Here is a 17595-nt window from a genome sequence, read left to right as displayed (position 1 = left end):
TCGACTAACGCAAGTATTTTGACCGGTCGGCGAACCCACTCAAATCGCCTCCGATCCTTTTCGCAACGCGAATTTGCTAATCCGTGCAAGCCGATCAAGTTGTGCAGCTTCATTACCAGGATGAAGATTGACCAGCACTCTGGCAATATCCAAAAATTCGGCCGCACCTGGCTTGGCAACGCCCCCCTGTTCCGCGCGTTTTCGGTCGCCCATCAACTGGTCCGTGACTTCGAAGCAAACATCATCACTAAGATCCTCTTTCGTGAAAAAGACACGAGCTCGCTCCAGCAAGAACGACTTCTCGTCAACTCCGGTCGGCGGAAATCGCATCATCAGCACAAAACACCGCCGCAAAAATGCGGTCGGCAATTCACGTTCTTCGTTGGTCGTGATAATGACCAATGGCCGCGAGGCATTCTTAGGCAGTTCGACAAATTCGTCGGTGTATCCCACGCGGAACCCATGGTTTCCAAGACTCTCTAACAATCCATTCGGCACCGACGGATCGGCTTTGTCGATTTCGTCGATCAACACGACCGAGCTGCAACAGCCGGCGGCTTGTTCACTCGATCCTTTGCGCCCGTCCTGATTTTTAAGCGAATCAGGACGTGGACAGTCGCGAAAGTAAGCTGCTGCTTGCCGTTCTGCACTCTCGCGATTGAACGCCCACCACAGAGGCCCGGGACGAATGAATCGCTTCTCTGCCATTTCCTCATCCCAAGTCATCGTTGGCATCCCGTCTTCGGACGATTTGCCTTCTAAAGCATCACCGCGTTCAGCAGGCTGTCGAAATCGCACGGAAGCGAGTTGTGCTTGCGCCAACCGCGAGACGGGATCAAAGCGGTACAGCAAGTCATCTCGTTCGGTACGTTCATCGACGACGAAGGAAAAGAAAGGAATTTGCAAATAGGCTGCGACGGCACGGGCCACCTGACTTTTCCCAATTCCCGGTTCGCCACGCAGCAACAGAGGTCGCCCTGCTGCGATTGCCGCCTGCACCGCCTCCACGGTTTCTTGCTGAAACCGATGCTTCGACTCTGGCCACGTTTCAACCTTTTCAAGCTTGAAGACTTTTTCGAGACTGGGTGAAAAAACAGAAAATCCCATTCTTTGATGCACCTACTTGGATCGCTGTTTAACTATGAACGTATGAATCTGGTGAAGATAGCTCATCACGAAAACTGGAAAGTCGAACATCGCGCAATCAGGGCCAGATGCGGGGCAAATCACAAACAAGTCGGGGATCTGCAGGCTTCCAAGAATCCCGCCGATCTTTCGGTACCCCTTTCCGATACCAACATAGGGCTCACCATCTTCGTGATGAGCATACTCCATCAACTCTCTCACTCTTGAAAATTTGGAATCCAAATAATCCAAGTAATCAGATCTCGTGGAATCTTTCAGCCGAGCGCTATCATACTCGTTTGGCCGCAATACCGCGGTTACAAAGAACGTTTTCAACATTGCCTCCTGGTCACGCTGGGCGGTTCCTTTCCCACGTTCTGGTATATCAAGACAGACTCGACTCGAATCGCCATCTGAACTGGCTTCGCGAAAAACGTCGGAGATACGCGTCGCTGAATCGATCAACACTTTCGTCGCAATTGCCAAGAGGTTCGCTTTAGAGTCAGACCTAAAGTCAAACGCAGTTAACTCAGACGCTTCGAGGTCGATATTTACAAGTGGAAATCCGAATTCAGACCGCATCTCGCGGGTTTGCTCAATCCAAGCCCTACTGATTCCTAGAACTACTAGACCTCCAATAACATGATCAAACACGTCAAATTCATCGTCCTCGAACTCAATCGGTAGCCCCCGCTGCAACAGACCATCACGCAACGACTTCAATAGAACGTGAAGCTGGAACATTGATCCACGAATACGATCACTTAATCGGAGGCACTCATCCTCTTCCAAAACAACGTCGGGAAGAAAACCTCGCAGCACAGCACAAACTCGCTCGTGCTCGTTTAACAAACGTTCGACCTCGTCGACGGTTTTGATTAAAAACGCTGCTCCATCGTGTTCTTCAGCAGATTGATTTGATATGGGAACTTCGTATTTCCCGTCTGATTCCGATGTCGCAACGCCTAGCTCGATAGGATCATGAGCACTTGCATCACTATTCTTTGGAGACCTCACCAAATCGCTGAATTTGTCTTGCAAGGCAACGGCGATCGCCGAAATTGGAATACCTTGGCACACCGGACGCTTCGAAGCAAAGTAGTGGTGCATGGCTACGAGCCGACCATGGATGTCAATAACCGGCGCCCCTGACGAGCCCTCCAGCGTATTGGTGCAATATCGAAGGCGAGTGCTATTGGTGTTCAACTGGAATCCGTAAGTTGCTTCGCAGAAGCACAATGGCAAACCAACGGGATGCTGAGAAACCACGAGCATATCTAAAGAATTCACATCAACGGGGTTCGTTGAGATTGACAGAAACCCGCGACGACTACAGGCCTTGTCTTGAATTTCCACACCAAAACCAGGACCTAAAGGCTCAGCGCCAATTTCACGATCCAACTCGATCAACGCGAAGTCGAGATGAGTCAATTCTGACTCCCAATCCAAATCACTATAGCCGCAAACCTCTTCCGTCGTCGGTGGACTCGAATGGACGATGCGACCACTCAGCTTTGTACCTCGTTCTCCAATCGCTCGCGTTCCACCGGCAAAGAAGTCGAATGTCACGTCAACCTTTGCTCCAAATCGCGAATTCTGCTCCGTGACGCCTACCACGTGACCGCAAGTCAGCAAATGGCGATTCCCCACAAGAAATCCGGTACCCTTTCCACTTTCAGACTGCACCAATGCGGTGCAGCGGAATAGCTTGATCAGAGCAACAATGTGTGACAGCGGATCACCAAACCCACGTCCTTTTTCAATAATTCCCTGACAACCTGAAACTGCTGAATCGGAATCCACCGATGCAATCTCGGAACCAAGCGATGCAATTAGCACCGCATCCTGCTCATCGACCTTGCTCAAATCTCTGGTGACGATCCTCGCAACTGCAACGTATGGCCTGAGCTTCCCTTCAGTCAAATCAAGAATTCGCTTATGAGATGCCGCAATATCTTGATCACCCAAGCAAACGCTAATTAAATGCCCAAGCAAACCCTTCTTAGCTGCGATGTCTACAACATCTTTTGCAGAATCCTCTGCTCGCATCTCATATATACGGAGCTTCTTCGTTGGTAAACCGCAACGATTCGCCACATTCACCAGACACCGCATTTCGTCGTATGCATCAGAAAACACATCTAGAAACAACTGTGGCTCGGGATCCTGCCAAGCAATCGTAGGCTGACTCCACCATTCACTCTGATAGCCACTCATTGTTGATCCTCGATTCGATTCAGCACATGCTGATGCAAGAGACGCTTTACGATTGGAGCAGGAACGCTCAAATTGAAGCACCCTGGTTTCCCACCAAAATGCAGTCCGACCGCATAGCCAGAAGTTAAATCCAAGACGACGGATCCTGAGTTGCCACCAAGCGTAGTCGCATCATGGCGCATCCGATCGAATTCGGGCGTTCCAACTAGCTTCCCCGGTTGCAACCTTTTAACATCGTACACGTGTTGGAAAATTCGATGTTGATCAACTGCCGCGTAACTGTCTGAGAAGGCTGGATACCCGACTACGGCTAGCCAGCGTCCATCGCACAGAGAACCGTAGTCTTTTGCGCACATCAAATGGATAGGAGCATGGCTTGCGTTTTTCCCGTCTGTAGCCATTGCCTCCACTGATAAGAATGCTACATCGTAGGGTTCAGTGACCGGTGAGATCCACAATGGTGCTCCAATCCGAAATTCAATTTGACGAGCCACACAATGCTCACTTGTGGGGTCGAAATATGCTTCAGCGACCTGCCCTGGGGCTGTTTTAAGAAATGCACATTGACTGCCGGCTCCGCTTGCAAACTCCATCGCCACATGCCGGTTTGTGATCATTACCCCGTCTGCGACAAGCCAACCGGTCCCAATCCATTTCTTGTCATGGTTACGCAGATTGATTCTCCCAACGCTTGGCATGCTCGGTAACAATGCACCGCGTGCGGCTTTGACAATCGCATCAACTTCTTTCGAGGATGAAGCCGCTTCCGAAGTATTAATGTCATCATTTTGTATGAAATACGCGGGTCGTCCAAATCGACGAATAATTGCTTCCAGACCAGGCTGGACAAAATCATCACGTCGCTCCTGAAATCCATTGATCGCACGATGTGCGTCGTCAACCGAATAAGACAGACTGTCCAGCCCCTCCAATCCACCGCCCCTGGCTTCGTAGGCAAGTTCATCAAACCGATCCAGGAATTCTTCCCGGACCCGAGAATCAGAGAAGATCAAATTGTCAAACATGCAGTACCGAAGAAGAACGAAATCGTTGCTTTCAATTCACTTCGGCGATTCTACCGGTGGATACTCGACCAGAACAGCAGAGGGGAGCATTGAACAACCAGGCGCTTCCTGACCGAAACAAGACACTTGGATGCTGGAAACCAGAAAATGCCGAGTCGCTTTCATCGCAACAATCAACGAGAACGCCCCCAGCAGGCGCAAGTCGAATAGACGGGCCAGAGCAGGAGAGACAAAAGCACTGGTAGCGAACGTTGCTTTCGCGGAGCGAAAGGCGACGATGGCTGCCAAGTCATCGTTTGGGTAGCGAGAAGAGGACCGCGAAAGAATGGAACCTGCGGTTTGTATTTGCCTGATGGCTAACTAGCGGCGGACTTCGTGACCGACGATTTGGTTTTGAGCGTCGGCAAAATCGGCCGCTTCACGTTGACGATTGCGAACCAGATCGTCAGAGATTTTGTCGTTCACACGCCGAACCGTCTCGGTCAAACTTCCGCAATGACTGCCACCCGACAAACGGGCCTCCAGATCACTGATGCTCATCCAACCCGATGTCGTTCGATCGGTATTCGAATTAGACATGAGAGGGTGGGACTCCAAGATTGTGGCGGAACTGTCGGAAAGTACTGTATGGGTTTCCGTCGACATAGTCTAGCTGCCAACTCTGCTCCGTAGCTATTGATCGAGCAATATAGGGCCCAATCCTTGCAAAAATTGGCTCCAAATCACTCTCTCCAGCAGTCGCATCCAGCAAAATCTCTCCAAATGCCCGATCTTTCGAGCGCAACTCCGGAGTAGACAATTCGACGCACCACACGAAACGCGGTAGCGATAGCACCAGAACATATCGCAACGCAAGGTCATCAGGATCGTCTATCAGCTGCTTTAATTTGAACTGCTTCAGTGAAACCCCCGTCGCAAGAAAGGGTCGATAGATGACCGGACCGGTGACTTCAGACTTGCGGATCATCTCCTTCATCTGATCCGTTCCCAGTAGCATTTCCGTGAAACGGTCGACGTCCTGAGGCCGCAAAAACGCCTCATCCGGCAATGGCACGACGATCCCGCGCACATCCTTCAGAGTCCACGCGTAACCATCAGGTTCACTCTCGGACCGGTTCATGAATTGGTATGGGAAATAGTTGTCGTCCATCACCACATATCGGTCGACCAACTCGGATGCGTGAATCGGCCCAGTCAAAGCGGAAATACGATCATGGACTTTTTCTTCCGGCTGCGACTCATGACCGATGATGCTAACCACATGCCCACCAAAGGTCGCAATCACGGGGAACCCTGATTCGACATAGCTATACAGATCGCGAAGGAAATCTACGAACGCGGCTTGGTCACTCAGCGTCGGCTGCGTCATCGAAAATGGACTGCTGCCGTAACCGTGATTTGCCAGGATAACCGGATGGCAACCGAACCGATCAAGCATCTCCGAATAGTCCGCATACGTCAGACCATGGTGCGGGATGACGCGCCCGCTGCGTCGATCGGCCATCTCGACTAAATCGAATGGCAACTGCTTTCGATAATGCTGAAACTTTGTTGACAGATAACGGCAGACTGCCCACATCGTCACGTGTGCGCAAACCGTCGCTTCGTCGTTTTGCGTGCGGTACGGAAATCCCCGGCACTCATACCGCAAACCACCAAGCCGGTTGTGAAACGTTGTCCCCAACAAATGCACATTCTTCGCATCGTAGCCAAGCTTGGCCGGATCAAGAACGGTACGCCCGATACATCGCTTGACAAGTGGCTCAACGACAGAGCTACCGATGTAGTTTTCAGCGGAGCCTTCCATCAACATCTGACTTTGATCGAGACGATCGTCAAAGAAATGCAGTCGGACGCACTTGCTGGATCTCTCTCGAAACTTTCGACCGTAAAAATTCCGATGCAAACTTCGATAGTCTTCACAGACATACGGGGTTTCTACAAGCACAGTCTTCACAAAAGGATCCAATCCTTTTCGCAGCAGCGTGATTCCCCAATCCGTTAAGATGCCGTTCGTTGCTTCCTGAACCTGCTGCCAACTCACGTTGGCGTTAGCAGGATCGATCTGAACTGCGGTGAACTCAACGTTCTCGTATGCAGGAAGCTTTGCCATCGTTTCCAAAATTGACTTTCGTTTTCAACCTTCAACGATGCAAACGAAAGCACCGTCACTGCGAGCCAATACCGCGAATGTATACCGCTTTCGAACTGTATTTTAAATACCACGACGGCACGCTCGAATTCCGTCTACTGTCGCAAGGGCTGACTTATGCATCGCATTCGAACGAATGGAACCGAGTGGAACCGACTCTACAACATGCGATTGATCTGACGGAAAAGCTTGAAACTGAAACGGCAAGCCAATCCGGCGTCCTTGCAGCATGGACAGAACTCATTGTGCAAGTCATCGGACAACCAGCTTGTCACGCGATTCATCGTGCTACCCCAGCAGAAATCACAATTCACCTAGACAGGACGATTCCCGAATCACACCGATACCTATTTGAAATCGCACCCTGGGACATTGTGCTTCCGACCATCGCGGACACTGCGACCGATGGGAAGCAAGAATCGCGACTCACCGAAGAGAGAACGATCATCGTCAACGATGTGATGATCGACCAGTCTGATCGGGAGGCTCCTAGGATGATCGCAGGCAGTGATCCTGTTGCCGAACCGGATTTTTATCTCGAAATGCCAACCGGCAAACAAGCTGATAGCCTGACTGGCACACTTTTCCCTGTTTGGTTTGGAACCAACCGCCAACTCTTCGAAAAAGACGGCCACGTTTTTGAAATCGAAGGTTCAACGAACATTGACAATGTTCACTACGGTCAATGTGACGTCTGGATCCCAACATCCCACCGACGCGGAGAACTGAAATCGCCTTGGTACAAAGAGTCGCGTCTTTTCAGCGATTCGGCTTTGCGAATCGAGAACACACGATTGCTTCAAGACTTCGCTGCAGAGATCAAAAGACGCCTCCAAAACGAAAATGCATCGACCAATCATTTGCTATTCATCCACGGCTTTAACAACTCGTTTGCCGATGCAATTCTTCGCGCCGGACAACTCGGATTCGACCTAGGCATTGATGGAGCCACGATTGCGTTCAGTTGGCCAAGCCGAAACCTCTTCCCTTTTATCTCACGATACAACGGAGACGGCGAGGTCATCTCTGGCAGCAGAAAGGCCCTTGAACAGGTGTGTGAGCGATTGCAGAAGTTGGAAGGGACTCTTCACGTCATCGCACACAGCATGGGCAATCGAGGTCTACTGCAAGCTTGGAAAAAAGCATTCGAAAAGATCGCCTCCTGCAAGAACCTTGATATCGGACAGATCGTCTTCGCCGCTCCGGATGTCTTTCAGCAGACGTTCAAAGATGAAACGGAAGGGATCGAACAGTTTTGCAAGCGGGCGACGCTCTACGCGAGCAAAAAAGACCGCGCCCTCGGATTCTCTCGCCTCCTCTCCCACACGCCGCGAGCAGGACTGCTACCGCCACCGATGGTCATTCCAAACCTGGACACGATCGAGGTCCCGTTCAATGCTGATCTGCTGGGGCACACTTACTTCGCGAATACGATTCCTGTTTTAGACGACCTCGCCGCACTGATTGAAGACAATTGTGATCCCGGTTCCACTCGCCGCGCAAAGCTCACTCGCCCAAACGAAAACTCTCACTGGACCTTTCAATTCTAAACTAGCGTGAACCGGTGAAAACACTCAGATGCCAACCGTATCGCCGACAAAATGACTCGAGCGCAGATACGATCGGTTCACTAGACAGTGAACTGCCTGATCGCTCCTTTGGGCAGGTCGCCGAACCACAATGCGTTCTTCTGTCCGCGGTAGTGTTTGATGAATTCTTCGGGCGTCTGACTGACGACCTTGTTTCTGGAGTTGCTGTAGTGCCAGACTTTGCCGCCTACCAGGATGCCGATATGCTTCTTGGGAACATTTCGCAAGCTGGTCACACCCGACTTGGCGGTGACAAAGTTGCTTACTCCGCTGACAAACATCAGCCCTTTCTTAGCCAACATGCTTGAATCGTATTCACTGACCGTGGGGCACGCCGCAAAGATTTCGTGAACTCGTAAACTGGCACTTTCACCCTTTCGCTTTTTGCGGCTCGCCATCCCATGGCAAGTCAATCCGACTCTGATATCCAGCGCGTGACCGACAAAATGAGCGCAGTGATTATTGGACGTATCGGCGTAGCCACTCGGACAGATCTCGCTCATCCCTTTACCCAAAAACGCTTTCGACAACGAAAGTGTTCCCGTCGCCGCGGGGTGTGGAGCCGGAACCGCTTTGACGGAGCTCGCAGATGTTTTTGTCGGTGTTGATTGGCCTTGCGATGTCTCGTTCAACATCGCAAGAGTTTTACGGCCAGGTTCGACAACTCCATCAGCATTGCGCATCCAACGCTTCTGGAACGCAATGATCGCCGAAACCGTTGCCGACGAACGAGGCGGCGTCGCAATCAAACCGTCGATATCGCCAGGATTGTAAGAATCATTCTGAAGTTGGATCGCGGCCTCGCTAAGCAACTGCTGAATCGTCAATACGTCTTGTCGTCGGTTACTCGCATTGTTGCCTCGATTTCGACCGACGCTCGCTTGAATAGTCGCTGACATAGTAAGATTTTTGTTTGAGTGAGACCGTAGTGCCTTGCGGGGAAGACAGCAACGCGAGTCTGGATTTTACCATTGAGTGCGTTGGCTCAACGATCGTGATTAGCAATTTTGAGCCACCAAATCCAATCTAGACGAATGGTTCGCGTACCAATTGCCGGAACACCTGCTCCATTTAAACAACGACTGTTCCCTGCTAAGGCACATCGGCATTCTGTGCAATATGGAAAGCGGCTTGACCGAGACTCTGTTACCGACTTTGCTTCAACAAAACCTGGAAAACCGAATGTTCGTGTATCGCAGAGATACGTATGACTCGCCATGTCGCACGTTGCAGGCGGTAACAACGACTGACTGAGCCCTCTCACAGCGATCGCAAACGATGTGAAAACTCGTTGGAAGCTGCGCGACAGGTGTTCAGGAAACGCAACGATCTGAGTTTCATTGGCACCTTCGTCGTTCCGCGGACTGGACACCGGTTCGATTCGGCATTAACTAGTTGACATCACCAGTGGCCTCGTTTGTGTCGGGTATCAACCACGACCAAAACGTTTCCTTCGTATCCATTCGCCAGCATCCCATGCCGTGTGACCAACTTGTGTCAGACGAGAGTCACCACAGAAACAAGCCTGCTTTCATTGCTGCAATTCGCTTTGCCAGTGAGGTACCTGCGTTGTCCTGCACTTGCAAAATGGCACCAATGATGAACGGCCAAAGCGGTCAGTGAGTACAAGCCCTCGCAATTCCAAGCATTCATCGAACCGAACCGAAAGTTCAAGCTAGTTTGATGGTTGCGCATTTCGGAATCGCCTCAGGCGGCGTCCTTCGTTTTTGAATCCAAACAGATGCCCTACCTCCAAAGCATCCTCTCGATTAGGTGAGACCGCTTGATACTCATCGCTCATCACCATTTGATGAAACGCCTTCTCTGATGGATACATGACTAGAACAACTCGATCGTATCGCTCAGTCCCGGCCAACATCAGTTCCGACTTGAGACCGTAGATCACCTTGGACCCAACGTCACGAATCATGGGCAGAACATGCTTTGCGTATTCGCCGTAGTACTTATCTTCGCCACCATCGGGTCGAAATCGGAGAAGATTGAGTTCGAAAAGTTCTTCTCCATCCGGGAATTCCGGTGCTACCACGGTATCGGCCAAGCTGCGGCGCTCGCCTCCTCGAAGCGTTCCGTTTAGCGCATGAATGTTGAATTCCGTCAAATGGGATACAAGCTCAGCTTCGGCTTTTTGGTAGGCCTCCGTGCCTCGGAGCTTTCGGAGATCTTTGCGTGAGCGAACCCGTTCAATGGCAAGCAAATCCCAAGGGTTCTCTTTCAATCCAAACAACTCATGAGATGACTCATAGCTTAGCTTGTACGGAGTGGTGCTACCCAAGAATAGGAGTTCACCACCCAATTCTCGTAGCAACGGTGAATACGAATCGAGAAACTCTTCGTAGTGCTTCAGGCCATCATCGCTCTTGAATTTTAAGAGCCGCATCACGATGAGCGGATGCACATCGGAATTCTGTTCAAGATTTGCGAGTCGATCCTCAGTGACCGATACACCCAGGCTTGGTTTTTCCGATTCATCCGCATCGGCCCACGAGACGCAGGCGAAGAGGCACATGAAAGTGAGCAAACAACATTTCATTTTCTGCAACATTCCGCCGGTCCGTTGAAGGTGTCGTAGGTCACACTCAAAAATGAAGAGGTTACAGAGAACGAGTGCTGCTACCAATTCGACAAAAAAACGCTCATCAAATTGTAGCAACAGATCGATGTAGATGCGTCCCGACGCATATTGAAGCACACATGTCTCTGCTTTTCAGAGCCCACTGAAACGCGTATTAGCTCAGTGTCAGACGCAATTCCCTAACTTCACGCAGTACGACATCGCGTTGTGAAATCCACATTTCGCTTGCCTGTCTAATCCTGCAGTTTTTCTTGCCTTCACGAGCTGGACGTCAGCACCAGTAAGCTGATCGCAACTGCGATTTACTCCACGTTCGTCAGCTACTGACTGCCGCCCCTAAGTAAGCGGATCCAATGCAACACTGACTTCAAAGCAGCTAGTTCCACAACGATGCACAGCAGAAGTTCTCTCGCCTTGGGCCAACACAAAGAGAAACTTACCTTGCCCGCTCAGGCAGACGTTCGCAGCCTACAACCACGAACGGTTGCTCGTGTCCGAATCCTGCGGCGTTTTCAGTTCGGCATTCATTTTTTCCTTGCAATGGTGACACTCGACCGAGGTTCCGAGTTGCTCAAACAGAATCCTACAGGATCGATGACACGCAAAGCAGCGTTGGATGAAATACAGGTACATCGCTAAATCCGAAGCTTTTTGAAAGGGGGCAAGCATGCTTCATTCTTGTACTGGTAGTGGCCATTTGGCGAGTGAAAAGCTCAGAATTTTGTAGGTAAATTTCCCACGCACTGTTGCGGTGCAGATTCCCCCAATGGTTCGGCTGTAGGTAACGTCGTTCCGCACAGTCGTGCGATAGCGACCACAACGACTCAGGTTCAGGTTCGGGTCACATCGCTTCCGGGATTGCCGAGAGCCGATGTTGGCAATTTAATCCACTTGCCCCACCCAGAAAGGAGAGGACAAATGGACGATCCTGAAAACCAGGCAGGTGAACTACTCCAGCAACCGAGTTCTCGTGCATTGCGAGACCAGCCGTTGTTCGACCTACTTATTTCGACATCAATCGCAACTTGCCGAAACTCACAACTCACCGAAGCCGAAGAAGTTCGATTGAACAAGACTTCGCAACTACCTCTTGATTCGACCGCTATCACTTGAGAAGTCGTTGACGCAGAGTTGAAGGATGGACAAATACCATTTTTGCATCTCCATGATCACAGCACGCTTCCGTTGACCAAATCAAACGGGACTCCCCACCACATGTCCAGACGTGGACGCGACGATCAAACCGATCTGGCGTGAAGCAGCCCGAGTCAGGTTGTTTCCACCAAGCCGATACAACCGGTCAAACTTAATAGCCTTCTAAACTCGCATCGTATCTTTGCCTTGCGAGTTACGCTTCATCGTTCCAGTCAAAGCAAAACATCGTTCACAACTCAGTTCATAAAGCGGCTTAGCGAACAAACGAAACACATCGACAAAAATTTGACATCAGATGACGGCCCCAATATAAATCGTGGCGAAGCGTCCCAAACCATATTGACCGAGACGGGCAGCAAGCTTGCCGATGTACATCAAGTCCTCGCAACAGCAGCGTCCAAAATTACAGCCCGTCTTGTCTGAAGGAACTGTCGAAAAGCCGTCCATCGTGATTCGGACACCCAATGGCGTTCACGATCTTCTTTTAACCCAAGACGCTTACGCGAAGCCTCAGCTTCGATCGCTCATCTATCCCATCAAAGGCATTGTCGAAGAGACGCTCAAAGCGATGCTTCCGCAGTCCCGAGATGTGGTCAATGGCATTTCGGTCGTCATCGACCTGACGGTAAAAATGGCTGAAGCGATCCAAGATTCACAAATTGACTCGTTAAACCCAGTTGATGCCACTGACCAACTCTGCAGCACACTCGATAATTCAGAAGGCGACGAGACGCACCAACAGGCGATGGAACGAATATTCGGACTTGCTCGCAAGCCAGAAGGTATCGTCAGCTTTATCGCAAGCTTGGATGATGACACGACGCTGGAACACTACAAGCCACTAGGTGATGTGCTCGGTGCCGCACCGTACTTGAAAGAGTTCTGTCAAATCGGAGCGTTTATCGTGCAGTCGCTCGATGCGCCAAATGAAAGTGATCTTAACGCGACGGTCCCCAGCGGTATTTCGATGGAAACACTTCGAAAACGACTTGAGCAGTGATCCGAAATATCCCATCTCATTTGGGACGGTTGCGATCGCGATGTTGTGCGTCACGACGCAGCGTGACGGGTACTTTGGGGTTGCTCAAATTGTACCCATCACGGTCCCCGTGATGCCGGGCGTCGGTTTGGTGGGATGGGAAACCGGTGCGTCACGACGGAGCGCGACAGGTACTTTTGGGTTGCTCAAATTGTGCCCATCACGGTCCCCGTGATGCCGGGCGTTGGTTTGGTGGGATGGGACACTGCTGCGTCACGGCGGAGCGCGACAGGTACTTTTGGGTTGCTCAAATTGTACCCATCACGGTCCCCGTGATGCCGGGCGTTGGTTTGGTGGGATGGGACATCGGTGCGTCACGACGGAGCCTGACGGGTACGATGAGTAGTTAGGAAAGGTGCGTCACGGCGGAGCATGATCGGTACGATGTAATCAGATTTGATCACGCGGAGCGTGATCGATACTATTGGCGACGCTGCATGAAAATTGACACAGGAATGTGCCGGCGACAGCGACATCAAGTAGGATTGGTGGTCAGCTTGCGAGGCCCGCGACATAGACGTCGACTTAGCGGGCACAATGACTCCTGCCTACTTGAACCTAGACAAGTCGAATGCAGTTCTTGATTAGACCGATCTCACTCCCGCTGACTGTCATCTTAGCATTCTGCTTTATCGGTCGGTGTCGACTCGGCGCGACCGAAGTTCCCCGCGATGTGTCGACCTTGATCGACCAGCATTGTGTTGATTGCCACAGTGGCGACGAACCGGATGGAGACTTAGATCTTGCGACCTTGGGCTTCGATCTCGATGACTTAGAAATACGGCGACGTTGGATACAAGCCCATGATCGGGTTCTTGCCGGAGAGATGCCACCGAATGACGCGATGTCGCTTGAGCCCGAACAGCGATCAGCGTTCGTTCGCTCGCTCTCGCAAACAATCGTTCGTGCCGAAGCCGGCCGGAATGATGTCGTTTTGCGACGTCTAAATAAACACGAATATCAAAACACAGTTCGTGATCTGTTCGACACCAATGTGATCGTGCATGGCTTACCAGAGGATTCGTCGACCAATGGTTTCGATACGGTCGGCGAAGGTTTAGCGGTATCTGCGGAAGCGATGACCGCTTACCTCGCTGCCGCCGACCAAGTCTTGGATGCTGTCCTCGGCCCCAAAGGTCAGCCAAAATCGATCCGCCATGAAACCAATCTCCTTGATCAAGTGGATTGGCGGGGCCAACCGATGGACCAGCAAATCGGAAAGATGTTTCGGAAAACCGAAGATGGCCTAGTGGTATTCCAGTCCGGATACTGTCCAACACATCTTGTCAATTTTTCTCGTTTGCGTGCTCCCGCTGGCACCTATCGCGGAACGTTCAAAGTCCGTGCGGTCCAAAGCGAAACCCCGGTGACGTTGCGGATCTACGGCGGCGACACAATCGTCAATCGCCGTGAACAACACCTAGTCGGTTACTACGACGTTCCCCCTGGCAACTGGACAACGATCGAGTTCACGGATCGCTTGCTCGAAGATGGCGGAACATTTCATCCGAAATGCTATGCGACCCGGGATACACGTAAGGAAGCGGACTCGTGGCCGCACCCGGGAATCGAGATCGGCGACATCATTATCGAAGGTCCTCTCGAACCGTGGCCTCCGGTTTCGAGGACGAAGCTGCTTGGCGAAATCGACGTGACGTCTGCCAACCAAGTGGACGCCCAAAAGGTGTTGCAGCGGTTGTTGCCAAAAGCATTTCGCCGACCGATCAATGACGACGATATAACAAGCTATCTGAAGCTGTACCAGTCGAGTGTCTCCGCAGGACAGTCGTTTGAATCGGCAATTCGCGTCGCGATTAAAGCAGTCTTGTGTTCACCGGAATTCCTCTTCTTGATCGAACCGCGGGAATCACGAATCGATCCTTACGCCCTCGCGTCACGGCTTTCGTACTTTCTGTGGAGTTCGATGCCTGACGAACAGCTTTTCTCGTTGGCCGCAAACGGTTCGCTGTCAAATCCAGACGTTCTTCGGAACCAAGTCGAACGAATGCTGAAATCACCACGCTCGGCAAGACTGACAAAGGGCTTCACCGGGCAATGGCTCGACCTACGCGAAATCGACTTCACGCAACCGGATGCCAATCTCTATCCTGAATTCGATGAACTGCTACGGATCTCGATGGTTCGAGAAACCGAATTATTCTTTGAAGAGATCCTTCATAACGACTTGAGCTTGGTGAACTTTGTCGATTCTGAATTCACTTTCCTCAATGAACGGCTTGCCCGCCACTATGGGATCGATGGAATCCACGGTCAGGCATTTCGCAAGGTCCAGTTGCCCGCTGACAGTCAACGCGGCGGTGTTCTGACCCAGGCAAGTATCTTGAAGGTGACTGCCAACGGAACATCGACCTCCCCGGTTTTACGCGGCGTATGGATTCTGGAAAACATCCTAGGAACACCGACGCCACCACCGCCAGACAACGTCGGCTCGATCGAACCGGACATTCGCGGTGCGACGACGATTCGTGAACAACTGGTCAAACACCGGGACATTGAATCATGTGCCGCTTGCCACCGCAGGATCGATCCTCCCGGATTTTCGCTCGAGTGTTTCGATCCGATTGGCGGCTATCGACAACAGTACCGAACGATGGCCAATGAAGGTCAACGGCCGAAACTCAAGCAAGCTCCGTTCACGTACAATTGGGTTCGCTATCGTTTGGGACAAGACGTCGATTCCACGGCGATAACGCCGAACGGGACCACGATCACTGACATACCGAGTTTCCGAAACGCTTTGGCAAGCGATCCCGATCGATTGACAACCAACCTTGCCGAACAACTGTTGACATACGCCTTGGGCCGAAGACTTGGTTTCAGCGATCGCCCCCTTGTCGACCAAATTGTGAAGCAGACTCGTGAACAAGATTATGGCTTTCGTTCATTGGTCCACGCGGTCGTCCAAAGCCCCGCCTTTCAACAACCCTAGGTTCACTTGATCATGTCTCGTTTCGATCGCCGAAATCTGCTGCGTGGTGCCGGTGTCGCGATTGCCTTGCCGCTCCTCGAATCGCAAGCTTTCGGCAATGCTACGAATAAACCGAAACGTCGTCTCGTGGCGATCGACGTTGCACTGGGGTTGCATGCGGCAAACATCATTCCGCAACAGTCCGGTCGCGATTACCAATCGCCAACCTATCTTAAATTGCTCGACGACTATCGCGATCAATTCACGATTATGTCAGGCGTTTCCCACCCGGAGGTCGGTGGTGGGCACGATTCGTACAAATCATTTTTGACTTGCGCTCCTCATCCCAATAGCGCAGGTTTCCGAAACTCAATCTCACTCGATCAATTCGCGGCGGCTAAGTATGGCAGCGAAACGCGATTTGCTTCGCTCTCACTGAGCAGCTCTGGCCCCGGCTTGTCATGGTCTCGCAGTGGCGTCGAGATACCAACTCAAACGCGTCCATCGCAGGTGTTCAAACAACTGTTCTTGGCCGGCAAACCAAACGAACAGAAACTGCAGGTCCAGCGGTTGCAAGAGGGGCGAAGTGTGCTGGATGTGGTAAGCGAGAAAACCAAACGATTGCAAACCACGTTGACCGGACGCGATCGCCAAAAACTGGACCAATATTTTGAAGCAGTCCGTGAAGCCGAGCGTCGGCTTGCGAAAGCCGAAGCTTGGCAACAGAAACCCAAGCCGTCCGTCGACGCAAAAGTCCCTCGTGATGAACTCGATCACACAAGAATCGTCGAGCGGATGCGTTTGATGTACGACGTCATGCACCTCGCGATTGAAACCGATTCGACACGATTCATCACCTACAACATCTCCGGAATGAATTCGGTGCCTGTGATTCCCGGGATCGACATCGATTACCACAACCTGTCGCATCACGGCAAAGATCCCGCCAAGATTGCTCAACTAACGATCGTCGAGTCGGCGATTATCGAAGAGTTCCGCAAGTTTCTGGCAAAGTTGAACCAGACCGTCGAAGAAGGGCAGACACTACTGGATTCGACGATGGTCCTGTTCGGTTCGAATCTCGGCAATGCGAGCAGCCACGATACAAAGAACATGCCAGTATTGCTTGCAGGTGGAGGCTTTAAGCACGGCCAGCATCTCGCGTTCGATCGCGATCAAAATTACCCGCTACCGAACTTGTTTGTTTCGATGCTACAGCGTCTTGGCATGGAGACCGAAAGGTTCGGGACCGGAGTTGGAACGATGCGTGGACTTGAGATGAGTTAGATGGATTGGTGAAGGAAGCAGAACGCTCACGATTCGGAGAATCGTGCGACATTGTCCCTCAACTTTCCAAGTTGAGAACCGAACCAAGCAAGTGACTCCAACACATCAAATCACGCGACAAGTCAAAACGCCCCCTGCCCTAGAAGCTCAGAAAGAGAGTCCTGGCTCTCTAACTTGGCCGCAACCAGTCGACTAATCGCATCGGTCAAAACGCCAACGATTCGGAGAATCGTGCGACAATGTCCCTCAACTTTCCAAGTTGAGAACCAAACCAAGCAAGTAACTCCAACACATCAAACCACGCCACAATTCAAAACGCCCCCTGGCCTAGAAGCTCAGAAAGAGAGTCCTGGCTCTTTAGCTTGGCCCCGACCGGTCGATCAATCGCTTCGGTCAGAACACCAACGATTCGGAGAATCGTGCGACATTGTCCCTCAACTTTCCAAGTTGAGTACCGTACCAAGCGGACGTATTTGCTTTCCCT

At 51.5% G+C, this 17595-nt stretch carries 13 protein-coding genes; 5 read left to right on the top strand and 8 right to left on the bottom strand.

What is annotated here, in order from left to right; all coding sequences use genetic code 11:
* Nucleotides 1–39: 39 nt before the first annotated feature.
* From LOC67_RS15290 to LOC67_RS15265, 6 genes are all read right to left on the bottom strand, one after another.
* Nucleotides 40–1107: an AAA family ATPase gene (locus LOC67_RS15290; RefSeq protein WP_230263479.1), complete on the bottom strand. Its 1068-nt coding sequence runs from the start codon at nucleotides 1105–1107 to the stop codon at nucleotides 40–42.
* A gap of 12 nt (nucleotides 1108–1119) precedes the next feature.
* Nucleotides 1120–3342 (bottom strand): trypsin-like serine peptidase, encoded by a 2223-nt coding sequence (locus LOC67_RS15285; protein WP_230263478.1) that lies wholly within the window; start codon nucleotides 3340–3342, stop codon nucleotides 1120–1122.
* Nucleotides 3339–4367, bottom strand: coding sequence for a trypsin-like serine peptidase (locus tag LOC67_RS15280; protein WP_230263477.1), 1029 nt, complete (start codon nucleotides 4365–4367; stop codon nucleotides 3339–3341). Before LOC67_RS15280 ends, LOC67_RS15285 begins: the two co-directional genes overlap by 4 nt.
* 36 nt (nucleotides 4368–4403) lie before the next feature.
* Complete coding sequence (locus LOC67_RS15275) at nucleotides 4404–4655, bottom strand: hypothetical protein (RefSeq protein ID WP_230263476.1); 252 nt, start codon at nucleotides 4653–4655, stop codon at nucleotides 4404–4406.
* Nucleotides 4656–4727: 72 nt separating this feature from the next.
* Nucleotides 4728–4946: a hypothetical protein gene (locus LOC67_RS15270; protein ID WP_230263475.1), complete on the bottom strand. Its 219-nt coding sequence runs from the start codon at nucleotides 4944–4946 to the stop codon at nucleotides 4728–4730.
* Nucleotides 4939–6480 (bottom strand): hypothetical protein, encoded by a 1542-nt coding sequence (locus LOC67_RS15265; protein WP_230263474.1) that lies wholly within the window; start codon nucleotides 6478–6480, stop codon nucleotides 4939–4941. The genes LOC67_RS15270 and LOC67_RS15265 overlap by 8 nt, the downstream gene beginning before the upstream one ends.
* 77 nt (nucleotides 6481–6557) lie before the next feature.
* Between LOC67_RS15265 and LOC67_RS15260 the strand changes: the two genes are divergently transcribed.
* Nucleotides 6558–8069 (top strand): alpha/beta hydrolase, encoded by a 1512-nt coding sequence (locus tag LOC67_RS15260; RefSeq protein ID WP_230263473.1) that lies wholly within the window; start codon nucleotides 6558–6560, stop codon nucleotides 8067–8069.
* Between the two features lie 80 nt (nucleotides 8070–8149).
* Here LOC67_RS15260 and LOC67_RS15255 read toward each other — a convergent pair whose 3' ends face one another.
* Together LOC67_RS15255 and LOC67_RS15250 are read right to left on the bottom strand one after the other, a co-directional pair.
* Nucleotides 8150–9007, bottom strand: a complete 858-nt coding sequence (locus tag LOC67_RS15255) for a peptidoglycan-binding domain-containing protein (protein WP_230263472.1) — start codon at nucleotides 9005–9007, stop codon at nucleotides 8150–8152.
* Between the two features lie 776 nt (nucleotides 9008–9783).
* The gene (locus LOC67_RS15250; protein ID WP_230263471.1) at nucleotides 9784–10818 is read right to left on the bottom strand and encodes a DUF1330 domain-containing protein; all 1035 of its coding nucleotides are present in this window, start codon (nucleotides 10816–10818) and stop codon (nucleotides 9784–9786) included.
* A gap of 801 nt (nucleotides 10819–11619) precedes the next feature.
* Here LOC67_RS15250 and LOC67_RS15245 point away from each other — a divergent pair.
* The 4 genes from LOC67_RS15245 to LOC67_RS15230 all read left to right on the top strand — a co-directional run bounded on the left by LOC67_RS15245 (nucleotide 11620) and on the right by LOC67_RS15230 (nucleotide 17111).
* On the top strand, nucleotides 11620–11814 hold the full coding sequence (locus LOC67_RS15245) for a hypothetical protein (protein WP_230263470.1): 195 nt from the start codon (nucleotides 11620–11622) through the stop codon (nucleotides 11812–11814).
* Nucleotides 11815–12223: 409 nt separating this feature from the next.
* Nucleotides 12224–12856: a hypothetical protein gene (locus LOC67_RS15240; RefSeq protein ID WP_230263469.1), complete on the top strand. Its 633-nt coding sequence runs from the start codon at nucleotides 12224–12226 to the stop codon at nucleotides 12854–12856.
* Between the two features lie 619 nt (nucleotides 12857–13475).
* Nucleotides 13476–15845 carry a DUF1592 domain-containing protein gene (locus LOC67_RS15235; RefSeq protein ID WP_230263468.1) on the top strand — a complete coding sequence of 790 codons (2370 nt, stop codon included), beginning with the start codon at nucleotides 13476–13478 and terminating at the stop codon, nucleotides 15843–15845.
* Between the two features lie 12 nt (nucleotides 15846–15857).
* A complete protein-coding gene (locus LOC67_RS15230) occupies nucleotides 15858–17111 on the top strand; it encodes a DUF1552 domain-containing protein (RefSeq protein WP_230263467.1) in 1254 nt (417 codons plus the stop codon).
* Nucleotides 17112–17595: the final 484 nt, after the last annotated feature.

Source organism: Stieleria sp. JC731 (assembly GCF_020966635.1).
Lineage (GTDB): Bacteria > Planctomycetota > Planctomycetia > Pirellulales > Pirellulaceae > Stieleria.
This window is presented reverse-complemented; position numbering and strand designations above follow the sequence as displayed.